Genomic DNA, 23,271 nt, shown 5'->3' on the forward strand with positions numbered 1-23,271 from the left:
GCCACCGCCTCCAGGGCCGTGCCCCCCACCGCCGGGACGTCCACCGCCACCACCACCCGGACCGGACGGGCGAGGCATACCGCCACCGCCCGGTCGGCCACCGGGGCGGGGAGCCATGCCGGGGCGGCTCCCTCCGGGGAACGGGCGGGCGCGCCTGTCGGCATAGCCCCAGCGCGGGCCGTTCCCATACCCGTAATACTCATCATAACCGCCAGCGGGGCTATAGCCGTAATAGTCATAGCCTCCGCCATACATCGGGCCTGCGCAGCCAGAGAGTGTGCCGACCAGCGTCAGCCCCAAACAGCCTAAAATCAGAGGGGTACGTTTCATGCGGCTCACTCCTGTCGCCTTATTCGGATGCAAGAAGAAACTATCCAACTTTGACCAGAACATGGTGCTTCTTGCCAGAAGACAACCGAATAGCCCCGTCCACCATGTCTTTCTCTGCAATCACGCCGTTTTCATCCTGCACCACGGCGTTGTTCACACGCGCCCCGCCGCCCCGCACCAGCCGACGCGCTTCGCCATTGGTTTTGGCCAGTCCGGCTTCCACAAACAGGCGGAACACCGGAACACCTTCTGCCAGCATCGTCTGCGGCACGGTATGCACGGGCAGATCTGCTGCGGCGACCTTCCCTTCCTCAAACGTCTGGCGAGCCGCTTCTGCCGCAGCCTGAGCCGCTTCGCGCCCGTGGCACAGAGCAGTTGCTTCGGTGGCCAGAATTTTCTTGGCTTCGTTAATCTCAGCACCCTGCAGAGCTTCCAGCCGTGCACATTCATCCAGCGGCAGATCGGTAAACAGACGCAGGAAACGCCCCACATCCGCATCTTCCGTGTTGCGCCAGAACTGCCAGTAATCAAACACCGGCAGACGTTTTTCAGACAACCAGACAGCGCCATTCGCCGTCTTGCCCATTTTGGCGCCCGACGCGGTCGTCAGCAGAGGCGTCGTCAGGCCCATCACGCTTTTCTGGTCCGTGCGGCGCACCAGATCCACACCGGAGACAATGTTGCCCCACTGGTCAGACCCACCCAGTTGAAGCGTAACCCCATGCCGACGGTTCAGTTCCCGGAAATCGTAGGACTGAAGAATGGAGTAATTGAATTCAAGAAAGGTCAGGCCCTGCTCACGGTCCAGACGGTTCTTGACGGAATCGAAGGACAGCATGCGGTTGATGGAGAAATGCACCCCGACATCGCGCAGCAGATCAATATAGGCCAGCTTGTCCAGCCAGTCGGCATTGTTGACCAGAATGGCTTCGGACGCGCCGCCACCAAAGGTGAGGAACTGCCGCAGGCACCCTTCAATCCCTGCCAGATTGGTGCCGATGGTCTCTTCCGTCATCAGTCTGCGGGCTTCTTCACGGAAGGACGGATCGCCAATTCTGGCCGTGCCGCCACCTACCAGAGCCACAGGCCGATGCCCGTGCTTTTGCAGCAGGCGCAGCATCATAATCTGGATCAGGCTGCCCACATGCAGGCTGTCCGCAGTTGGGTCAAAGCCGATATAGGCCGCAACAGAGCCCTTCGTCATCGCTTCATCCAGCGCCACGGGATCCGTGCACTGAAAAATGAAGCCACGCGCAGCGGCTTCCTGCATGAAGGAACTCTGAAACCCGTTTTCGACCATTCTCTTTAATTCCTGTTTACGCCTCTACCTGCCGCCGGAGCAGGATTATCCGGCCCACGCTCTAGCATGAGCACCGGCCCGGCAGAACCTCTTCCCGCGTCAGATCTCCGGTCAGCCCCCTTACCTGCGGGCAGCCGGGGTGAATTCTCTGTATGCTTTTTCTATCAGTGCTGCAGCTGTCAGGCCGTGCCGCCAACCGTCAAGCCCGTCATTTTCAGGGTCGGCTGACCAACGCCGACCGGCACGCCCTGCCCGGCTTTGCCGCAGGTGCCAATGCCGGGGTCCAGTTCCATGTCTTTGCCGATCATGGAAACATGCGTCATGGCGTCCGCGCCGTTGCCAATCAGCGTCGCCCCTTTGACGGGCGCGGTGATCTTGCCATCTTCCACCAGATAAGCCTCGGATGCCGAGAACACGAACTTGCCGGACGTAATATCCACCTGGCCGCCGCCAAAATGCACCGCATACAGGCCGCGCTTCATGGAGCTGATCATGTCGTCGGTAGAAGCCTGACCGGGCAGCATGAGCGTGTTGGTCATGCGGGGCAGTGGCATATGGGCATAAGACTGGCGGCGACCATTACCAGTCGGGGCCACACCCATCAGGCGCGCGTTCAGGCGGTCCTGCAGATAACCTTTCAGGATTCCGTCTTCAATCAACGTGGTCCGGCCTGTGGGTGTGCCTTCATCATCAATGGTCAGGCTCCCACGACGGTCCGGCAGTGAGCCATCATCAATCACGGTCACACCCGGCGCTGCAACGCGCGTGCCCATACGTCCGGCAAAAACAGATGTGCCCTTACGGTTGAAGTCGCCTTCCAGCCCGTGCCCAACCGCTTCATGCAGCAGAATACCGGGCCAGCCTGCGCCAAGCACCACTTCCATCTCACCCGCAGGCGCGGGCTGCGCCTCCAGAGCAATCAGTGCCTGCCGCAGCGCTTCATGCACAGCGCCCTGCCATGTTTCCGCTTCCAGCAGGCGGTTGATTTCATACCGGCCACCCAGACCGTGGCTGCCACTTTCACGTTTGCCGTCCTGCTCGACCACCACAGAGACGTTCAGCCGCACCAGCGGGCGCAGATCGGCTACACGAGCACCATCGGCACGGATAATCTGCACCGCCTGCCATTCACCCGAGAGAGACGCCATAACCTGCACCACGCGGCTATCCTTGCCCCGCGCATAGGCATCAATCTGGGTCAGCAGGCCAGAACGAGCCGCAAAATCTGTCTCGCCCAGCGGGTTGGCATCCGTATAGAGGCGGCGATTGGTGGAACGCGGCGCATCGGACATCGTCCCGGACCGACCACCACGCACCGCACTCACCGCCTCTCCGGCGCGAGCCAGCGCGGAGCGGCTCAAATCATCGGAGTGAGCAAAGCCGGTTTCTTCCCCCAGCACAGCGCGCAGGCCAAACCCGCTGCTGGTATCAAAGGAGGCGGAGCGGATAACGCCGTCATCCAGCGCGATACCTTCACTTTCCCGATATTCCAGAAACAGTTCGCCATCATCCATCCCGTCCAGCGCCTTGCGGGTCAGGGCTTCTGCATCGGCGCGGTCCAGCAGGGCTCCGGGTCTGTCAAAAAACATCTGGTCTGTAACCGCCAGAGCGCCAGGGCTTGAAGGAATGGATGACATGGACGAAACTCCTGACAGGACTAAGGCTCCGGGTAGCGGGTTCTCCCGGCAGAGCGGCCAAAGCATAAACAGTTAAGTGCTACCGCAAAACCCGCAAGGGGTTTCATCGTTTCTGTTTGATGACCAGATACGAATCCTGACGCTTTTTCAGGACCCTTGCCAGACTGACCGCTGCGGCCCTCCTCCTGGTGCCCCGGCGTTCCGCCGCAGCCAGAGGAAAGACAACTATGAGTGCCTATCAGGACGGGACACGCTCCGGCCATCCCCTGCCCGTATCGCCCGCTTCCGGCCAGCACGCCTCCTCCCGCTCTATAGTCCATCTTGCTCTGATCTGTTTTCTGGCGGCCAATCCTGCCGCGGCTCTGGCACAGACCGCCGCACCGGCACCACGAGCCCCCACCGTGTCCGCCCCGGTTCTGACGCACGACACCACGCCCACACAGCCCGACACAGCCCATGCGCCACACGCTGATGCGGCCGCTTCGTCAGGAGCACAGCAACCGGCGACCATCCCATCAGATCAGCAGATGAGCGCCCCCTCGGTCGCTGCTCCTGCTCCTGCTCCTGCTCCTGCTCCTGCTCCTGCTCCTGCTCCTGCTCCTGCTCCTGCTCCTGCTCCTGCTCCTGCTCCTGAAAAGGTGCCTGAGGCCTCACCGCAGGCAAGCACGGAAGCGGCGCAGCCCACGCTGGATGAGGAAAATTCAGCCCCCCCTGTGCAGGTCAAACTGTTCGATGTGCAGCCCGCCACCCATGCTGGCGAACATGCAGCGCCAGATTTTGTGCCACAGGACCTTCGACCACCATCCATTGCACTGGGCGATCTGTTTTCTGCCATTCATGCGGCCCGGATCTTTACGGATGCGAAGGCTGTGGCGGATGCCATCCCGGATCAGGCGCCAACGGATCTGGTCGCCGCGTGGCGGCAGGAGAAAGATCTGCCCGATTTCGATCTGAAGCGGTTTGTCTCACAGCACTTCACCATCCCCGTGCTGCGCTCGGCGGCCTATAGCCGCAAACCGGGCGAGAATGTGCGCGATTACATTTCCGGCATGTGGGACGTGCTGACGCGTGAAGCCGATACGGCGGTGCCATGGTCTTCCCTGTTGCCGTTGCCGGAGACTTATATCGTGCCCGGTGGCCGGTTCTCAGAGTTTTATTACTGGGACAGCTACTTCACCATGATCGGCCTGTATGAAGACGGGCGGATTGATCTGCTGCGCAATGTGGTGCGCAACATTGCCTCGCTAATGGACCGATACGGCCATATGCCCAACGGCAACCGCACCTATTACCTCAGCCGTTCGCAACCGCCGTTTTTCTCCGTGATGCTGGACCTGCTCGCCAGTCATGACGGACAGGTGGTCTACACATCCTTCCTGCCGGAATTGCAGCGTGAGTATGACTACTGGACGCATGGTGCCGACGCTCTCAAACCCGGCGCGGCCTGGCAGCATGTTGTCCGTCTGACGGATGACACCCTGATGTTCCGCCCGTGGGACGACATGGATTCCCCGCGCGATGAAAGCTTTCCACAGGACTTAGCCACAGCAAAACGCTCCCACCGCCCCTCCCCCGAACTCTGGCGCGACCTTCGCGCCGGGGCAGAAACCGGGTGGGATTATTCCTCCCGCTGGCTGGCGGATGACAAGACGCTAGACACCATCAATACCACCTCCCTGATCACCGTCGAATATAACTGTCTGATGGTGCATCTGGAGCAAACGCTCTCCCACGCCTACGCCCTGAATGGAGAAAAAGACAAAGCTGCCTTTTACGCGCAGCAGGCCACGCAGCTTAAAAACGCCATCAACCACTATCTGTGGAATGAGAAGGATGGCGCGTATTTCGACTATAACTGGCGCACCGGGCAGCTCAGAGACGTGCTTTCCACTGCGACCGTTGTGCCGCTGTTCCTGCATATTGCCCCGCAGGATAAGGCCGATGCCGTGGCTCGTACCGTCAAGGCGCGCCTTCTCCATGTGGGCGGCCTGACCGTCACAGACCGTGAAACGGGACAGCAGTGGGATTACCCCAACGGCTGGGCACCGGAAGAATGGATGGCCATCAAAGGGCTGGAACAGTATGGGCATGATGATCTGGCAGCCGACATTGGCCGCCGATGGATGGCCCGTGTGATTGGCACCTATGAAAAAAGCGGCGTGTTGCTGGAAAAATATGATGTCGTCTCGCCCGAGATCAGCGCCACAGGCGGCAAGGGCGGCGGCGAATACCCCATGCAGATCGGCTTTGGCTGGACCAACGGCACTTTGCTGGGATTGATGAACCGTTACCCGCAGAACACCCGTAAAGTGCTGGATAACAACCCGCTGGCTGATCAGCCCTCTCAGCAGCCTCTCCCCCCGGTCGATGCATGGGACGCAAAAGGGCCGGAAATCCCGGTTACAGAACACTCTCCGCTGAAAGGTGTGCCGGTTTCCACCCTGAAAGCTGAGCATCCGACGCAGGAGAACGATAGCCCGGCCACCCCGTCTGCACCTGCGTCACCAGAAGCTCACCCCGCTGTGCCAGACTCTGAGCACCCCTCATCCGGGCAGAATCTAGCAAAACCGGAAGAGCATACGCAGCAGTCCACACCGGACCAGAAGCAGGACAACAAACCGGCAGCTCAGGAAGAACCGGCTCCGGTTGTTCCGCAACTCAGTCCGACACAAAACCCGCAGCCAACCAGTGGGCCAGCACCAGCACCAGCACCAGCACCAGCACCAGAGTCAAAAACTTCTGCGCCGGGGCCGTAAAGCAGATTTGGTTGGAAAAGCGGTCTTGAGGGCCAGCAATCACCTCAGGCCCGAACGAGACTGCCTGAATCCTCAGATACCGGGCAGTTCGTTTACTGTGACAACACGCCAGCCCTCATCCAGCCTTTCCAGAATAGTCAGGGAAAGGTTCTGGATGGAGAAATGCAGCGCGGTCTCCGGGTGAATACGCAGCGCATGCGCCAGAGCAGCGCGAATAGCCCCGCCGTGACTCACAGCCACGATATTCTGCCCCTCATAGGCTTCGGCCAGCCGGTCCAGAGTCACACCTACGCGTCCGCATACATCCAGCATGCTCTCACCACCCGGCGGGCATTCCGTGGCCGAGATGGACCAGAAGGGATGCGGGGCCAGACGCAGATGCTGCGGTAACTCCTGATGCGGCATGTTGTGCCACTCACCGAGGTTCTGCTCGATCAGAGCTGGTTCCACATCCATCGGCACCGGGCCGTAACCGGCTTCCTGAATAGCCTCAGCCGTGCGTCGTGTGCGGGACAGGGGACTGACAAGCCAGTGCGCCTCACGCGGCAGGCGCGCGGCCAGAGCCTCATACATCGGGCGTTGCGCAATCAGGCTATCCGGGCAGAGCGGCACATCTAACGCCCCATAAAGACGGAGACGCGCATTCTGCTCGACCAGCGCATGGCGAATCAGCCAGAAGCGCGTAATGCCGGGCGCAAGCTGCGGCGTATCGAGAAAATTACCCTGATTGATCTGCTGGGCGGCGGGACGTGTGAGGCTGACAGTCATGGGTCTGTTGTGCTGTCAGGGACCGCCCAACGCAAGAGCAGAAATGGAACGCCGCATTGCGTCTGCTTTCTGCTCGTCTGTGACACCCTCTTTCCCCGAGCGCTCTGACCAGTGAGACTCGTTCGCCGTACCTTCCGGCTCCCAACGCGGCGCGTAAGAGGGCAGCGGGTCCGCCTGTGCGATGGCATCCCAATACGTCAGAATGAGACTGATTTTTTCCAGAACCCGAAGCGCATCCTGAATTTCCCGCGTCATGCGAGCAGTAGCGTCCAGACCTTCATGAGACGGCTCCCCGGACACAAGGCGAGCTCCGGCGGATAATCTCAGAGCCCCGACCAGCCCACCAGCGGCCTGCGCGTGCGGAATGGGGACAGGCTGGCCGATATGGCACAGCAGCGCGGCCAGCACCTTCTTCTCCTGCGGAACATAAGACGAAAGATCCGCATTCAACCACTGATAGAGCTTACGACATCGCTCGAGATCCAGTGGAATTGCGCCCTCCGTTCCCTCAGGAGTACGCACCAGAAAGGACAGGATTGTCTGCTGACGGTCCCAGTCATGGGGTAACGCATCCCGCTGGGGAGCGGGCTGCGGCAGAAACGCGAGGTCAGCGTTAGCTTCAATCCCTTGCGTAACGGCCCCCAGAAAACCCTGCAACCGTTCCGCCACAACGGCTGACGGAATTGCCCCGAGCGCTGCCATTTCGGCCTGTGCTGCCCGCCAGCGCAGGAGCAAACCATGATTAAAGCCTGACGCCAGACCACGGCAGGCCGGGCTAGCGGGCCATTCACACTGGTTGGCATAGGCTGCGAGTCCTTCAGGCAACATGCCCTGATCCAGTCGGGCTTTCCAGCAGTCTGGCAGCAAAAGCGCCCCGCAGAACGGCGGCCCAGTGAAAAATTTGGACCCCGTCACCATCACTGCCCAGCCACGAGCCAGATAGGCCTGAACACGCTCCGGCATCAGCCGGGCCTGACAGGCATCCACCACCACATCCAGTTGCCCCGGATACTGGTCACACAGCGCCTCTAAAGCTTTCAGGTTGGGAGCCAGCAGGCCGGTTTTGGACAGATCCAGCACATGCAGCAGCACACGCCGCCCTTTGGCTACCTGATTTTGAATGTCTTTCCGGCAGGCAGCCGTCACCTCTCCCTCCGGCCGCAACTGCCCCTCGGCATCCCGCAAAGGCAGATCCACACACACAGTATCATTCGGGAATCCGGCCACCAGATCCCCTTTGCAGACGGACGCCCCGAGCGCTGTTTCCTGCGCAAAATGCCGCCCATGCGAGGCCAGGGGCACACCACTACCCGTTTCTTCCGGCGCGGTCAGAACTGTTGTCACCGGTTGCCCCGGTAAGGTGGATAGCGCCAACACAGCCAGCGCCGCATCTGTGCCCGAAGAAGCCAGAACGACATGGTCCTGCCCCGGCAACCCGAACCAGCCTGCCAGAAAATGCCGGACATCAAGCGCCAGCGCATGCAAGGCTTCCGGCGCCTTACCCTCAAGAACAGCGCGGGCCAGATTCACCCGCGCGAGTTCTCCGCCGGTAAAGCCTCGCTCTGAGAGGGAAGAGGCTGTGGAAGATGCAAAAGTCACTGCCCAGGGGCGCGGACGGTGCGAGCAGCCGTAATGATTGAGGCCCGTGCGCACATCAATATTGAGGCGCGCATCGCCCCCTTCCGCCATCAAAGCCTCAACCGGGCCAATCAGCGGCCAGGCTGGTACAAGCCACGCGTAGAGCTCATCCCATAGAGCAGAACTATCGTGCGCAGCTTTGCCCGGAACACTGACTAGGGGATGCAAAGCCGCAAAAAGCTGAGGGAGATCGTCTGTGGCGGGAGGATATGCGCTGGCAAGCGTCCGCACCCATGCCTCGGGGGCGGGKAAATCCGCTGGCGCATCGAGCATCCAGAACCGGGCTGCTGTTCTGGCGGCGGAAAAGGAAATTTTCAGCGCCTGACGAAAGTCCGGCTCCTGCGCGTCTGACAAAACCGCCAGTTCCAGCGCATGACGCAAATGGAACGCCACCACCCGACGTTCCCCCAGACACGGCGCGCCCAGAACAATCTGCCCCGGAGGCTGAACATGGAAAGGATGCGCTACAGCCGGATCCAGCATGATCCGGCATTTTGTTGCCAGCAGGCGCAGCTCCGGGCGATCCAACACATGCAGCAAGGTTTCCGTCAGGTTTCTGGCAAACATTTTTCCGCTTTCAACTCCCTGACAAACCATGCTCTCTGGCTGCCTACACGCTTGTTTTTCATACAGCCAAGCGCAAGAAAATCGCAAATCTGCCAAGATTGCTGGCGAAGATTGTACTTCTGAGCTATGCCCAAAGACTAGTGATTTTAATCGTTTGTTTCGGTCCACAGTATACGGAATACCAATGCGTATCTTATTGACAGGCGGGTGCGGTTTTWTCGGATCCGCAGTGATCCGCCATATTATTCGGGACACCAGTCATTCTGTCCTGAATGTTGATTGCATGACTTATGCGGCTTCTGAAGAAACCGTGGAAGACGCAGCCGCCAGCGGGCGCTACGAATTTGCACGCGCCAATATCGTCAACGGCAGCGAACTGAGCCGTCTGTTTGAAACGTTCCGTCCGCAGGCGGTCATGCATCTGGCAGCCGAAAGCCATGTGGACCGTTCTATTGATGGACCCGGCGTGTTCATCCAGACCAACGTGGTGGGCACCTATTCCCTGCTGGAAGCCGCCCGCAAATACTGGCTGACGCTGGACAAGGCCGATCGCGCTGCCTTCCGCTTCCATCACATCTCAACCGATGAGGTTTTTGGGGCGCTGGAGCCGAACGATCCGCCTTTTACCGAAACCACGCCGTATGACCCCCGCAGCCCGTATTCTGCCAGCAAGGCCTCGTCCGACCATCTGGTCCGTGCCTGGTACCATACCTACGGCCTGCCCACGTTTGTTACCAACACGACCAACAATTACGGCATCTGGCACTTCCCGGAAAAGCTGATCCCGCTCATCACCATCAACGCTATCGAAGGCAAGGATCTGCCTGTGTACGGCGATGGTAAGAACGTGCGCGACTGGCTGTTTGTGGAAGACCACGCCGAAGCACTGGTCAAGGCTGTTGAAACCGGCGTGCCCGGCGAGACTTACGCCATCGGCGCCCGCCAGCCGCGCACCAACCTGCAGGTCGTGGAAACCATCTGTAATGTTCTGGACGAACTGGTGCCCGACCCGGCCGGCCCGCGTAGCCGTCTGATCCGTTTTGTGACAGACCGCCCCGGCCATGACTTCCGTTACGAAATTGACCCGTCCCACGCTGAAAAAGCGCTGGACTGGAAAGCAAAGCATACTTTTGAAGCCGGCATTCGCCGCACCGTTCAATGGTATCTGGACAACCGCGACTGGTGGGAAGGCATCCGCGCCCGCCGTTACACAGGCAACCGACTGGGAAGCACCGTAGAATGACACAGAAACCTGCAATCCAGACAAAAATGAAGGGTATTCTGCTGGCCGGTGGTTCCGGAACGCGCCTGTACCCAATGACGCTGGCCGCCAGCAAACAGCTGCTGCCGGTCTATGACAAACCGATGGTCTATTATCCGCTCTCCACGCTGATGCTGGCGGGGATTCGGGATATCATGATCATCAGCACCCCGAACGATCTTCCGCAGTTCAAGCGTCTGCTGGGCGATGGATCTCAGTTTGGGGTCACGTTTGAATATCGCGCCCAGCCCTCGCCGGATGGCATTCCGCAGGCGTTCCTGATTGCGGAAGACTGGCTCGACAACTCCCCCTGTGCGCTCGCACTGGGTGATAACCTGATTTTTGCCGATCATCTGAGTGCCGCCCTGCAATCCGCTGCCGTGCGCCCGACAGGTGCCACCGTGTTTGCGTATCAGGTACGTGACCCGGAACGCTATGGCGTCGTGTCTTTTGATGAAACGGGCCGCGCTCTGAGCATTGTTGAAAAGCCGAAAGAGCCTGTTTCCAACTGGGCTGTGACCGGCCTGTATTTCTATGACAATCGTGTTCTGGACTTTGCCAAGCGCGTAAAGCCCTCCGCGCGCGGTGAGCTGGAAATTACAGACCTCAACCGGTTCTATCTGGAAGAAGGTAGCCTGCATGTCGACCGTCTGGGCCGTGGCTGTGCCTGGCTGGATGCCGGTATTCCGGACAGCCTGATGGAAGCCGGGCAGTTTGTGCATACCATTCAGGCGCGTCAGGGCATGCTGGTTGGCTCTCCGGCGGAAGTTGCCTACCGGCTTGGCTTCATTGATGCGGACCAGCTCCGCGCACATGCCTCCCGCATGGGAAAAACAGAACTGGGACGGCTCCTGATGCAGGTTGCCAACACAGCTCAGCCCGCAGGCTGAACTTCCCCTTTTCTTTTTCTGAACATTTGCAGACAGGAGCTTTCCTTTCATGAAAGTCGAACGCCTTGCCATTGAGGACGTGATTCTGGTCACGCCGCCGCGTTTTCAGGACAATCGTGGGTTTTTCTCTGAAACCTACAATATCGATCGGATGCGGGACGCAGGCATTACCGAACCCTTCGTGCAGGATAACCAGAGCCTTTCCCGCCAGAAAGGCGTGATCCGTGGCCTGCACTGCCAGCTGGCCCCCTACGCGCAGGGCAAGCTGGTCCGCTGCACCAAAGGAGCAATCTGGGATGTGGCTGTTGATGCCCGGACCGGTTCTCCCACCTATGGCAAATGGGTTGCGGCTGAACTGTCTGAAGAAAACTGGTCACAGCTGTGGATTCCGCCGGGTTTCCTGCATGGATTCTGCACCCTGACCGAAGATGCGGAAGTGCAGTACAAATGCACAGGCCTGTATAACAAGGCCTCTGAACGTGCCGTGATCTGGAACAGCAAAGAACTGGCCATTGACTGGCCCATCAAGACAGAAGACGCCGTTCTTTCTGAAAAAGATCTGGAAGCCCCGGAATTTTCTGCCGCCAAAGGCTGGTTTCATCTGTAATCAGGAGCAGACCTCATGAGTCGTCTTGCACAAAACGGTGGTCCCATTCTGGTTACGGGTGGCAAAGGCCAGCTGGCAACCTCTCTGGTCAATCTGGGTGGCCCGCGCATCCGCTGCGTTGGTCGGCCGGGCTTTGACTTCGACAAGCCTGAAACCCTTGCAGCCACACTGGACGCCATCAAGCCGGTTGCGGTGGTGAATGCTGCGGCATGGACAGCGGTTGACCTTGCGGAAACTGAGGCCGAAGGGGCTGCCCGCGCCAACGCCACCGGGCCGGAAGAACTGGCCCGCCTCTGCGCCCAGCGCGGTATTCCGTTAATCCAGGTCTCCACGGATTATGTGTTTTCCGGAGACAAGGGCGCACCGTATGTGGAGACAGACCCGGTTTCACCCGAGACTGTCTATGGCCGCACCAAGGCGGAAGGCGAAAGCAAGACGCTGGCTGCCAACCCCAAAACCATCGTGCTGCGCACCTCATGGGTTTACTCCGCACACGGTAAAAACTTTGTGCGCACCATGCTCAATGCCGGCGCTAAAAACCCGGTTCTGAAAGTGGTGGGCGACCAGAAAGGTAATCCGACCAGCTCGGATGACCTAGCTGAGGCCATTCTCTCCATTCTTGCGGTTCTGGAAAAAGACGGCTGGAAAGATGCGTTCGCAGGCATTTACCATGCCTGCGGCACGGGAGAGACAACCTGGCACGGTCTGGCTGTTGCAGCCCTGCAGGATGCGGTCCCCCATGGCCAGAAAATGCCGGAAGTAACCGCCATCCGCACGGAAGACTGGCCGACTCCCGCAAAGCGTCCAGCTGATTCCCGTATGGACAACAGCAAACTGACGCACGTTTTCGGCGTTACAATGCCTGCATGGCAGGACAGTGTGCGGAAAACGGTTGATCAGATTTTTGCACAGTCTGCGTAAAAACTCCTGCAAAGCTGTTTGAAACGGTCTGAAATTTGACAGATTTTCCAGGCAGCTTTGCTGCACGCCCACACGGGAGGCGTTTCGTATCCCGCAGGATCTGAAGGAAGAGCATCACAGGTGCAGGAGACCAGCCAGCACACTCTTATAAACCGCCAGAATGCTTCTTTGGGCGGTGGCTCTTCTGTTGCCATTCTTATGTCTCTTTATAATGCCGTCCCGTATTTACAGCAGCAGCTGAACTCGCTCCTGCAGCAAACCCGCCCTGACTGGACTTTATATTGGCGGGATGACGGCTCTACCGATACCAGCCTGACCATCATGCACCAGTTTGCTCAACAGGTTGGCAAAGAGCGCTGCGTGGAAGTCATGCCGCGCAATGGTGAGCATCTCGGGGTCACGGCCTCCTACGCCACACTCCTGGCCCATACGCTCCCCACCCTTTCTGTCGCGTTTTGTGATCAGGATGATGTCTGGTTCCCCGACAAGCTGGAACGTGGTCTGCGTGCTCTGGCTACGGTGCCAGAATCTACGCCAGCCCTGTACTGCACACGCCAGACCCTGACGGACAAAAACCTGCGTCCAACCGGCTTGTCTCCCGAATTGCCAGACACAACCGGCTTTTTGCCCGCCATGACGCAGAATATTGCGACAGGTTGTACCCTTATGCTGTCTCCTGCGGCCTGTGCCTTGCTCCGCAAAGCCATGCCCGCCCCTACATTCCTCCTGCATGACTGGTGGGCTTACCTGATGGTGAGTGGCGCAGGCGGACGCATCCTTACGGATAATCAGCCGTCGCTGTTCTATCGCCAGCATGAAAAAAACGCCGTGGGGGCACGCAGCCAGTTCCTGCACCGCGCGCTGGCTGCCCTAAAGCGTGGTCCGACCGCATTCATGAATATTTTCCGGGCCAATACGCTGTATCTGCTCAACCGGCAGAACCTGCTCACACCTGACGCGGTGAACGCTCTGCATCTGCTGCGCAAAGCGCAGACGCCCGGCTGGAGGGGAGCACTTTCCCGAGTCTCTCTCATGCATCGTCTGAAGCAGCTCAGACGGCATAAAAAGCTCGAACAACTGGTTTTCCGGGTGTGGTTTTTGCTGGGATAAGCTTTTGTTCCCGCGTTTTGCGCAAAGACTCGCCTCCCAACCTTCTTTAGGACACCAGTTCAGGCTAGGTTACGGGCTGTTTCAGCCTGAAACACCATCATCAACTATCCGTCGCCGGTCTCCCTTTTCAGACAGAGGAGGGTACGGGCGGCCTTTTGGAGTCAGGATCCAGGCCCTTGGCGCGCGTGAGCCACTCAAGATCTTCCGATTACGTCCCCTCCCCTTACAAAAGCGCGTTTCGTCTGCGCCTTGAAGAAGGCGGGGGAATTCTGCTGTGCTTGCTCGCCTGCGTCTTGCTGGTCGCACTGGTTACGTACAACCCGAACGATCCCTCCTTTAACACCGCAACCGGCCAGCCGCCCACCAATCTGCTGGGCATGACCGGGGCTGTGCTGTCTGACACCCTGCTACAGGGAATCGGACTAGCTGCTGTTCTGCCGTCCCTGATCCTGATGGCGTGGGGCTGGCGTTTCCTCAGCCACCGTCTGCTCGGGCATGAAGCACCAATGGTGTTCGCCCTGCGCGTGGTCGCGCTGATCTGCCTGCTGCCGGTTGCCGGGGCGTTGCTTGCCGCCATTCCGCTCCTGTTTACCGCCCTGCCCCCCATCCATTGGCCGACACCGGCTGGCATTGGGGGAGGCATCGGCTTTTCGATTGCCCAGACATCTCTCTCCGCTGGTACTGCGGCCATTGGGCCGGCCGGCGGCATGGTGATCTGGATTCTCGGGGGGCTGCTCGCCATTCTGCTCACCGCCCTCTGCACAGGTCTGCGGCGTGAAGAATGGCTGACACTCTGGCGCGGTATGATGGTGCTTGTTCGCCTGCCCGGCCAGCTTGGCATGCGCTTTGTGCGCTATTACGCCAGCCGCAAACCCCAGACCGCCGAAGTCTCCGGCCCGCTGGGAGGCTATGCGAGCGGGGAAGAAACGACCTACGCCAAAGGCAGCAGCGCGTCTGCGCACAGCCTGTTTCAGGATGATGAGGACGAGGAGGATATCCCGGTCTCGGCCAGAGCAGGAAGTGCAGCCCCTGCCGCCTATGCTCCGGAACCGGAGGAACCTGCTCCCACTCAGGCAGCAGCCACTGTAAGGGAAGAGCCTGTTGCTGCCTCTGGCCTGACTCTGGAGCCTGCCCCGTCCGCAGCCCCTGCACAGGGCCGGAATGGCCTTCTGGGCCGGTTGTTTACCGGCAAGGATGCCGCCACCTCCGGCAGCCCGGCCAAAGCGGCTAAAGCTTCTTCCTCCCCGACCCGGAAAGGCGGATGGGAACTCCCGCCTCTGGATCTGCTGAAGCCCGCTCCGGCCCGTACACAACACGGTCCCTCGGAAGAGGACCTGACCAAAACAGCCCGCCAGCTGGAGCAGGTACTGTGTGATTACGGCGTGCAGGGCACGATTGTCGGCATGAGTGCTGGTCCAGTCGTCACGCTCTATGAGCTGGAACCCGCCGCAGGGATCCGGTCTGCCCGCGTGATTGGTCTGGCGGATGACGTCGCCCGCTCCCTCTCCGTGCTGAGTGTCCGTATTGCAACGGTCCCCGGCCGCAATGTGATCGGTATTGAAGTGCCGAACAAAAAGCGGGAGACGGTTTATCTGTCCGAGCTGCTTAACCAGCAGGACTGGCGGGAAGACCCGGCGCACCTTTCTCTCGCACTTGGTAAGGATATTGAGGGCGAACCCGTCTTCAGTGATCTAGCCCGCATGCCGCATCTGCTGGTAGCCGGTACCACCGGGTCGGGTAAGTCTGTTGGCGTCAACGCCATGATTCTCTCGTTGCTCTACCGGCTTTCCCCGGATGAGTGCCGCCTGATCATGATTGACCCCAAGGTGCTGGAACTCTCCATTTATGATGGCATCCCTCACCTGCTGACCCCGGTGGTGACAGAACCACCCAAAGCCGTGAACGCTCTGAAATGGGTCGTGCGGGAAATGGACCGCCGCTACCGCACCATGGCGCATCTGCAGGTGCGTAATATTGCAGGCTACAACGCCCGCGCAGCAGAAGCCCGTGCAGATGGGGAAGTGGTTGTCCGCCGTGTGCAGACAGGCTTTGACCCGGAAACCGGTAACCCGGTGTTTGAGGAACAGTCCGTCACACTGGACCCGATGCCCTATATCGTCGTGATTATCGACGAGGTGGCCGACCTGATGATGACAGCCGGTAAGGAAATTGACGCCTGTGTGCAGCGTCTGGCGCAGAAAGCTCGTGCAGCGGGCATTCACGTAGTCATGGCCACGCAGCGCCCCTCCGTGGACGTGATTACCGGCACCATTAAAGCCAACTTCCCGACCCGTATCTCCTTCCAGGTGATCAGCAAGTTCGACAGCCGCACCATTCTGGGTGAACAGGGTGCTGAACAGCTGCTCGGGCAGGGTGACATGCTGTTCATGCAGGGTGGCGGCCGCATTACCCGCGTGCATGGTCCATTTGTGGCGGATAACGAGGTTGAGCAGGTCGTCAACTTCCTGAAGGAACAGGGCGAGCCGATTTATGATGATGACGTTCTGTCCGAACCGGTGGAAGAAGCCCCGGCCAGCAGCGGCAAATCCGGCGGCGGCGATAACGGCGAATCCGATATGTATGATGAAGCCGTGGCCATTGTGACGCGAGAAGGCAAAGCTTCGACCTCCTTCGTGCAGCGGCACCTGTCCATTGGTTACAACCGGGCCGCCAAGCTGATTGAGCAGATGGAACGTGAGGGCATTATCAGCCGCGCCGACCATGTCGGCCGCCGCAAGGTGCTGACAGGCCCCAACCGCGAGGAATGACCAAGCCCGCCTCCTGCCCTTTCCCGCTCAGCGTGCTGTATCAGGATCAGCATGTGGTGATTCTGGATAAACCCGCCGGTGTGCCCGTGCATGCCGGCCCCAAGGGCGGCCCATGTGTGGAAGACTGCTTTCCCCTGCTCTCCCGCCGCAAGGACGGCCCTTGGCTGGCACATCGGCTGGATGCGGAAACGTCCGGCTGTCTGGCCATTGCCTTACGCAAGCAGCCGCTTCTGGCCATGCAAAAAGCCTTTGCCGACAAAACAGCCCGCAAAACCTACTGGGCCATTGTGAAAGGTGGACCGGACGCAGAGCGGGGTGAAATCTCTCTACCGCTAACCAAGAAAACGGCTCCGTCCGGCTGGCGTATGATTACTGATCCCGATGGCACCCCGGCCCGCACAGACTGGCGTGTGCTGGGACGTGGCGAGGGGTTGTGCTGGCTGGAGCTCTCTTTGCACACAGGGCGAACGCATCAGGCCCGTGTTCATTGCGCTGCCATGGGCTGGCCGATTCTGGGGGATACGCTCTACGGACACCCTCACCCGGAAGGGCTTCACCTGCTGGCCCGCAGCCTGACGCTGCCGCTTACGCCGCCGGTTTCCGCCACAGCACCTCCCCGTAAAGGCATGGAAGCAGCACTCCAGGCTTGCGGGTGGCAGGGCATCTAAGGCCTAAAAAAACGATTTTCTAAGCAACGGACGGTCTTGAACGGGCACCATCAGGCGCGGAACAGGCCTTTCCAGCGCCATTCCCGCACAATGTCTTCATGCAGGAGGCGACGTTTTTCCCGCATGGTAGCGGCATCAAACAACCGGGCACGAGCACGGCCAGCTTGGCCTGCTTCCGCTCGTAGGGCTGGCGAGAGGATGAGGCGTTCCAGCACATTGGCCAGATCATCCGGTTCGTCCGGGTCCGCATACAACCCGGCATCTCCAACCACATCCGGCAGGCCGCCCCGATGCGAGGCCACAACAGCCGCTCCGCATCCCATCGCTTCCAGAGCTGCCATGCCAAACGGTTCCGGCCACCGGCTGGGGACCACCACAATTGCGGCCCGGCTCATGGCCTGCAACACAGCCTCATGCGGCTGATAGCCACGCAGCACCACACCGGCCTGTTCAGCCGGCGGACGTAAAGCGTTGAGAAACGGAGTCTCTGGCGAGTCGGGGCCAAAGCGATCCGCGCCAATCATCTCAGCGCGCCAGCCGGCATGGCGGGGCAAGATGCGGGCGCAGGCCGCCACAAAAGCATCGGCCCCTTTGTCCGCCACAATACGCCCGGCAAACAACAGCACCGAGGCACGCTGTTCCGCTGGCAACGGCAGGGCAGAAAGATCCAGACTGTTGGGCAGCACCCGCACGCAGGACGTCACACCCTGACTGATAAAGCGCCCACGTACCCATTCTGAGACGGCAACCACCGCTACAGCCTGCCCCAGATGCTCACGCTCTGCCGCTGTGCGGGCGCGCTTCATACCGCAGGGGTCATTATGCAGCACCAGCACAATCGGCAGGCCGGGGCAGGCTTTGCGCAACGCGAGAGCAACATCGGGCCGGTTATGAACTTCAATCAGATCAGGCCGGACAGACCGGGCTACGCGTGCAACGCCTGCGGCATAACGCTGAATACGGCTGAAAGGCCGAAAGACCGGCACCACAGGCACAAACCGCACCCCGGCAAAGGACTGCCCGACAGGCGGAAGCCCCACCACGGTTTCCGCACTACTCGCCATGCGCCGCACCAGCAGCGCAATGGCCCCGGCCTCACCCGGCGCAAAGCGTTCTCTTGGAGTCAGCACCGTCAGAACGCGCAAGGCTGAAAGCGCGCCGTGTGCGCCTTTTCCTCCGGCTGATTCGGTGGGTGTGGGAGCCGCTGGCGGCCCCATGCCGGAACGCGCCATCATATCTGGCAGAACATCACAGAAAAACGGCCCTGCTCAGGCCAGAGATTCATAAACGTCCAGATACCAGTCTTTGGGTTCCTGCGCAGCCTGATCATACCATTCCTGCATCAGCGGATGCTGGCGCACGGCCGCCATATACTGGCGGGAAATATCCGAAAGACCCGGCACATCATAGGACAGGAAACGCGCCACGATGGGGGCATACATGGCATCGGCATTGCCAAATTCTGCCCCAAAGAGAAATGCACCATCCTGCCCGAAACGGGTACGGGCATCGGTCCAGAGGGCATCAATACGGGCGATGTCTTTCAACACGTCCTCATCAAACCCGGCAGCAGGCGGACGTTTATCGCGGCCCAGATTCATGGGCAGAGCAGCCCTTACAGCGCGAAAACCGGAATGCATTTCAGCAGAAATGGACCGCGCAACGGCGCGGGCGCAGCGGTCTACAGGCCACAGATCGGGGTCCTGTTCCGCACAATATTCCGCAATAGAGAGCGAGTCCCACACCACGGCACCATGATGTTCCAGATACGGTACACATCCATTGGGAGAGAGGGTTTTAAGGGCTGTCGTCTTGCCGCCACCGGCCAGAGGGATGACATCAATATCGACATTCAGTCCGGCCAGCCGGACCGGCAGCCAGCCCCGCAGAGACCATGAAGAATAGCGCTGCGTTCCAATAACAAGCCGTCCGTCTGCCATTTTTTCTCTCCTTCAGGCCGCCGACGTTGCCTCCGCCCGGCGAATAAAGCCGCCGCCCAGAATGCGGCTGCCATCATAAAACACACAGGCCTGACCGGGGGCTGGCATGGCGGGTTCTTCCAGCAGAACAGTCGCGCCCTCCGCAGTCGGCACAACACGAGCCGGGCGAGGCTCTTCCCGCGCACGCATCTGCACGCGGCAGATCAGCCCTTCCGGCGGGGCATCCACCAGCCAGTTCACATCCCGCACGGAAAGGGTGCTGACATAAGATCCCTCACGCGGGCCAATCACCACACGCCTGCGGCCCGGTTCCACACCCACAACCATCTGGCGTTCACCATCCAGCCGGGCCGCGTTACCCAACCGTTTGCTCTGACCAACGGTAAAGCGCATCACGCCTTCATGCTGGCCGACAACACGCCCGGAAGCATCCACAATCTCGCCAGGACCAGCCATCTCGGGGTGCATTTTTTCCACGAGATCCACGTAGGACCCATCGCTGACAAAGCAGAGATCCTGACTGTCGGGCTTACCCGCCACAACCAGCCCAAACCGTTCGGCTTCCTCACGCACGGCGGCCTTGTCCGGCATGTCACCCAGTGGGAAACGCAGGAAATCCAGCTGCTCCCGCGTGGTGGCGAACAGGAACCAGGACTGGTCCCGTGCCTCATCAACCGGGCGGTGCAATTCCGCCCCGTTCGGACCTTCCACGCGGCGCACATAGTGGCCGGTGGCCATGGCGTCGGCCCCGATTTCCTTCGCCAGCCCCAAAAGATCGGTAAATTTCACGCCCTGATTACAGGCCACGCACGGCACCGGCGTTTCACCTGCCGCATAGGCATCAGCAAACCGCTCGATCACGCTGTCCTTAAACCGGCGTTCCGCATCAATCACGTAATGCGGGAATCCCAGACGGTCGGCCACGGCACGGGCATCACGGATGTCCTGCCCGGCACAGCACGCGCCTTTTTTGGCTGCACCGCGGGAATCATAAAGCTGAAGGGTCGCCCCGATTACCTCGTGCCCTTCTGCCTGAAGGCGGGCGGCAACCACGGAACTGTCCACCCCCCCGGACATGGCCACAAGAATGCGCATCGGCGCGTCCCCTTTTTATCTGTAAACGGTGTTCAGGCCGTGCGCGGCAGGCGCACAACAAGACCATCCAGTGCTTCTGTCATGACAATCTGGCAGCCAAGGCGGGACGTCTTTTCCAGACCAAAGGCCAGATCCAGCATATCTTCTTCATCATCCGTGGCGGCAGCCAGTTTCGGCGCCCAGGACGGGTCCACAACCACATGGCAGGTTGCGCAGGCCAGAGAGCCTTCACAGGCTCCTTCAAGATCAATGCCATGCTTGTGGGCAATTTCAAGCACAGAAAGGCCGAGCGGTGCATCAACCGTGCGTTCGGTTCCGTCCTGTTCAACAAACGTCATCTGGGGCATTCGTTTTTTATCCTGCCAAGGCTATCTTTGTCATGGCGGCCTGCACCAGCCTGTCCGCCGCGCGCTCCGCCTCGGCGGCTGAGGTAAAACGTCCGGGGGAGAGACGCAAGCTTCTTCCGGCCTCATCGCGCCCCAGGCCCATGGCCTCCAGCACATAAGACGGGGCGATTTCCGCCGAAGAACAGGCCGAGCCCAGAGACACCGCAAGCCCCGGCATGGCGGCAATTACGTCCAGCGCCTTCAGGCCTTCCGGCAGACGCAGACTAAACAAACCCGGCAGACGAGGCGCTGCTACGGCATTGACCACAACTCCCGGCAGGCCGCGTTTCACGCGCGCCAGAAACACGTTCCGCAGATGCGCAAGATGGGCAGCATCTTTCGGCCCTTCTTCCCGCGCAATCCGGCAGGCCGCCCCGAATCCGGCCAGTAGAAAACCCGGCAATGTGCCGGACCGCAGCCCGCGCTCCTGCCCGCCACCAGAAAAGAGGGGCTGCAACCGCACCCGTGGGCGACGACGGACAAACAGCGCCCCAGCCCCTTTGGGGCCATACAATTTGTGCGAGGAAATAGACCCCAGAGCGAGCCCCATCTGCCGCACATCGACCGGAACTTTCCCCGCCGCCTGCGCAAGGTCCGAATGCAGCAAAGCTCCGGCCTGCTCCACCAGCGGGGCAAGTGTTGCCAAATCCTGCAACACGCCCGTCTCATTATTCGCCGCCATGATGGAGACCAGAGCGGTCGGGACCTCAAGCGCCTTTTGCAAAACAGCCGAGTCCAGCAGTCCATTGGCATCCACAGGGAGAATAACCGGCTCAAATCCTTCCTGAGCCAGATCCCGCACGCTTTCCAAAACGCATTTATGTTCGGTAACCACGGTAATCACCCGGCGGCGCGGGCTGCCCTGTGCCGCCAGATGACGTGCAGCCCCTTTAATGGCAAGATTATTGGCCTCGGTCGCCCCGGACGTGAAAATAATCTCACGCGGGTCAGCCCCAATGAGGGCTGCAACTTCCGCCCTTGCTGTATCCACCAGTGCCGCAGCCCTCCGGCCCGAAGCATGGGTGCTGCTGTGCGGATTCCCATTCTCTTCTTCAAGAGCAGTCAGCATCACGGCCCTTACGCGGGGGTCACACGGGGTGGTCGCCGCATGATCGAAATAAAGCTCGTCCATGTCCTCCCCTTTTTGGTTAGCCCGCAATAGTCGGGGCAGCACTTTGCGCCATAGCCCCATAAGCCCGGATAAACTGATTTATGTCGTCTTCCGTCACATTCCAGGGCAGGGACACACGAATAGCCTGCGCCGCAAGATCTCCCAGCCCCATGGCATCCAGCACATGAGAGGCCGCAACCTTGCCGGATGAGCAGGCCGACCCGGCAGAGACACACACGCCATCCAGATCCAGCCGCATCAGCTGCCCCTGCGCTCTGCGCCCCGGCAAGGACAGATTGGTAGTGTTTGCCAACCGGGGTGCATCACCGCCGTTCACCACAGCGCCTGCGGCAACAGCCGCTTCTTCCAGCTTATCCCTCAACGCTGCAAGCGGCTGAGCAGGCTGGGCCAGAGACGCCTGCAAGGCAGCCGTCAGCCCCGCCAGTGCTGGCAATGGCGGGGTACCGCCTCGGCGGCCCTGTTCCTGACCGCCCCCTTCAAACAACGGGTCCAGACGCGCGGGAGCCGGACCACGCAGCAGCAAAGCCCCAGCACCTTTGGGGCCACCCATTTTGTGGCCAGACAAGGCAAGGCTATCCATGCCCATCTCTTCAACACACAACGCCATGCGGCCTGCGGCCTGCACGGCATCCACATGCACATGCGCGCCATGGATTCGGCAAAGGCGCACAATCTCCGCCATCGGGTGCAGAACACCCGTCTCATTATTGGCCAGCATCAGGCAGACAAAGGCGGGCGGACCGTCCTGCGCCAGTTCGGCTTCCAGCACATCCAGCCGCACCTGACCGGCAGTGTCCACGGGCAGCCAGGTCAGAGGCGCGCCTGCCGGCACGCCCTTGCGCACGGCATCATGCTCCGTCTGGCCGACCAGAAAGCGCCTGCCCTGCCCCAGCCCGTGCATGGCCAGCACATTGGCCTCCGTGCCACCGGATGTAAAAATACAATTCAGCGGGGCCACACCAAGGGTTTTTGCAACCTGATCCCGCGCGTCTTCCAGCACGGCCCGCGCCATGCGCCCGGCCCGGTGTACGGAGGACGGGTTGCCTGTCAGGTCAGCCGCCGCAAGCATGGCCTCGCGCGCTTCCGGCCGAAGCGGTTCCGTGGCGTTGGCATCCAGATAAATCCTACGCGGCGTCTCACTCCCGCTGCGCGTCCAGAGACTCATACTCTGCTCCTCTTTCCGGCCAGTTTCTGGTGCTGTCCGATTGCCTTCACTTGTCCGTGCGCTCCCCTGCAAGGGGCACAAAACAGCCATTAGAACGATTTATGTGGAAATTATGACTGCACACCCCTTATAGAAGGGCACATGGTCGATACCATACAGTGCAGCAAGGTGGGCCAGCATGGAATGTCTGTTTTCCGGTGTCTTTGGTGGCCACAAGACAACATAGGAGCAGTATGCCCCTGCCGGCGACAAGGTCAATCTCAGATTTTGCGCCTCACCCCTTTTCCTGCCTCCTGCATGATACCATGTCCATAACAGACCTTTCTCAGCCG

Annotated in this window: 19 protein-coding genes; 8 read left to right on the plus strand and 11 right to left on the minus strand. The window is 60.3% G+C overall.

Annotation, left to right across the window (positions count from 1 at the left end; genetic code table 11):
• The 3 genes from KP703_RS02775 to tldD form a co-directional block, all read right to left on the minus strand.
• Positions 1 to 330: hypothetical protein (locus KP703_RS02775; RefSeq protein ID WP_215753745.1), on the minus strand; the 330-nt coding region annotated here is incomplete at its 3' end.
• 40 nt (positions 331 to 370) lie between these two features.
• Positions 371 to 1,630, minus strand: a complete 1,260-nt coding sequence (gene tyrS, locus KP703_RS02780; protein WP_215753746.1) for a tyrosine--tRNA ligase — start codon at positions 1,628 to 1,630, stop codon at positions 371 to 373.
• Between the two features lie 179 nt (positions 1,631 to 1,809).
• Positions 1,810 to 3,267 carry a metalloprotease TldD gene (gene tldD / locus KP703_RS02785; protein ID WP_215753747.1) on the minus strand — a complete coding sequence of 486 codons (1,458 nt, stop codon included), beginning with the start codon at positions 3,265 to 3,267 and terminating at the stop codon, positions 1,810 to 1,812.
• Between the two features lie 527 nt (positions 3,268 to 3,794).
• On the opposite strand from tldD, the gene treF reads away from it, so the two are divergent.
• Positions 3,795 to 6,023: an alpha,alpha-trehalase TreF gene (gene treF / locus KP703_RS02790; RefSeq protein WP_215753824.1), complete on the plus strand. Its 2,229-nt coding sequence runs from the start codon at positions 3,795 to 3,797 to the stop codon at positions 6,021 to 6,023.
• A gap of 72 nt (positions 6,024 to 6,095) precedes the next feature.
• Here the strand turns inward: treF and KP703_RS02795 are convergent, their stop codons facing one another.
• Both KP703_RS02795 and KP703_RS02800 read right to left on the minus strand, forming a co-directional pair.
• Positions 6,096 to 6,791 carry a histidine phosphatase family protein gene (locus tag KP703_RS02795; protein WP_043549923.1) on the minus strand — a complete coding sequence of 232 codons (696 nt, stop codon included), beginning with the start codon at positions 6,789 to 6,791 and terminating at the stop codon, positions 6,096 to 6,098.
• Between the two features lie 15 nt (positions 6,792 to 6,806).
• Complete coding sequence (locus KP703_RS02800) at positions 6,807 to 8,996, minus strand: hypothetical protein (RefSeq protein ID WP_252353791.1); 2,190 nt, start codon at positions 8,994 to 8,996, stop codon at positions 6,807 to 6,809.
• 184 nt (positions 8,997 to 9,180) lie between these two features.
• Between KP703_RS02800 and rfbB the strand changes: the two genes are divergently transcribed.
• From rfbB to KP703_RS02835, 7 genes are all read left to right on the plus strand, one after another.
• Positions 9,181 to 10,239 (plus strand): dTDP-glucose 4,6-dehydratase, encoded by a 1,059-nt coding sequence (gene rfbB / locus KP703_RS02805; protein ID WP_215753748.1) that lies wholly within the window; start codon positions 9,181 to 9,183, stop codon positions 10,237 to 10,239.
• Positions 10,236 to 11,147, plus strand: coding sequence for a glucose-1-phosphate thymidylyltransferase RfbA (gene rfbA, locus KP703_RS02810; RefSeq protein WP_062141322.1), 912 nt, complete (start codon positions 10,236 to 10,238; stop codon positions 11,145 to 11,147). Before rfbB ends, rfbA begins: the two co-directional genes overlap by 4 nt.
• A 49-nt stretch (positions 11,148 to 11,196) precedes the next feature.
• Positions 11,197 to 11,754, plus strand: a complete 558-nt coding sequence (rfbC, locus tag KP703_RS02815; RefSeq protein ID WP_061502469.1) for a dTDP-4-dehydrorhamnose 3,5-epimerase — start codon at positions 11,197 to 11,199, stop codon at positions 11,752 to 11,754.
• A gap of 15 nt (positions 11,755 to 11,769) precedes the next feature.
• Positions 11,770 to 12,675, plus strand: coding sequence for a dTDP-4-dehydrorhamnose reductase (gene rfbD / locus KP703_RS02820; protein ID WP_215753749.1), 906 nt, complete (start codon positions 11,770 to 11,772; stop codon positions 12,673 to 12,675).
• 120 nt (positions 12,676 to 12,795) lie between these two features.
• Entirely contained in the window at positions 12,796 to 13,785 is a 990-nt protein-coding gene (locus KP703_RS02825) for a glycosyltransferase (RefSeq protein WP_373687424.1), read from the plus strand.
• A 185-nt stretch (positions 13,786 to 13,970) separates the two neighbouring features.
• A complete protein-coding gene (locus KP703_RS02830; protein ID WP_373687425.1) occupies positions 13,971 to 16,553 on the plus strand; it encodes a DNA translocase FtsK 4TM domain-containing protein in 2,583 nt (860 codons plus the stop codon).
• On the plus strand, positions 16,550 to 17,221 hold the full coding sequence (locus tag KP703_RS02835) for an RluA family pseudouridine synthase (protein ID WP_215753751.1): 672 nt from the start codon (positions 16,550 to 16,552) through the stop codon (positions 17,219 to 17,221). The genes KP703_RS02830 and KP703_RS02835 overlap by 4 nt, the downstream gene beginning before the upstream one ends.
• Before the next feature lie 50 nt (positions 17,222 to 17,271).
• Here KP703_RS02835 and KP703_RS02840 read toward each other — a convergent pair whose 3' ends face one another.
• Genes KP703_RS02840 through KP703_RS02865 form a run of 6 tightly spaced genes read right to left on the minus strand, consistent with a single transcriptional unit; the run spans position 17,272 to position 22,939 of the window.
• The gene (locus KP703_RS02840; protein ID WP_252353792.1) at positions 17,272 to 18,456 is read right to left on the minus strand and encodes a glycosyltransferase family 4 protein; all 1,185 of its coding nucleotides are present in this window, start codon (positions 18,454 to 18,456) and stop codon (positions 17,272 to 17,274) included.
• A gap of 33 nt (positions 18,457 to 18,489) precedes the next feature.
• Entirely contained in the window at positions 18,490 to 19,161 is a 672-nt protein-coding gene (locus tag KP703_RS02845; RefSeq protein WP_215753752.1) for a glutathione S-transferase, read from the minus strand.
• Between the two features lie 12 nt (positions 19,162 to 19,173).
• Positions 19,174 to 20,256, minus strand: coding sequence for a tRNA 2-thiouridine(34) synthase MnmA (gene mnmA / locus KP703_RS02850; RefSeq protein WP_215753753.1), 1,083 nt, complete (start codon positions 20,254 to 20,256; stop codon positions 19,174 to 19,176).
• Between the two features lie 32 nt (positions 20,257 to 20,288).
• Positions 20,289 to 20,603 carry a ferredoxin family 2Fe-2S iron-sulfur cluster binding protein gene (locus KP703_RS02855; RefSeq protein ID WP_043549910.1) on the minus strand — a complete coding sequence of 105 codons (315 nt, stop codon included), beginning with the start codon at positions 20,601 to 20,603 and terminating at the stop codon, positions 20,289 to 20,291.
• Between the two features lie 7 nt (positions 20,604 to 20,610).
• Positions 20,611 to 21,774, minus strand: coding sequence for a cysteine desulfurase family protein (locus KP703_RS02860; protein WP_215753754.1), 1,164 nt, complete (start codon positions 21,772 to 21,774; stop codon positions 20,611 to 20,613).
• Positions 21,775 to 21,790: 16 nt separating this feature from the next.
• Positions 21,791 to 22,939, minus strand: coding sequence for a cysteine desulfurase family protein (locus KP703_RS02865; RefSeq protein ID WP_215753755.1), 1,149 nt, complete (start codon positions 22,937 to 22,939; stop codon positions 21,791 to 21,793).
• Positions 22,940 to 23,271 lie beyond the last annotated feature (332 nt).

The organism is Acetobacter sp. P5B1 (genome assembly GCF_018811985.1).
In the GTDB taxonomy this organism is placed as follows: Bacteria; Pseudomonadota; Alphaproteobacteria; order Acetobacterales; family Acetobacteraceae; genus Acetobacter; species Acetobacter cerevisiae.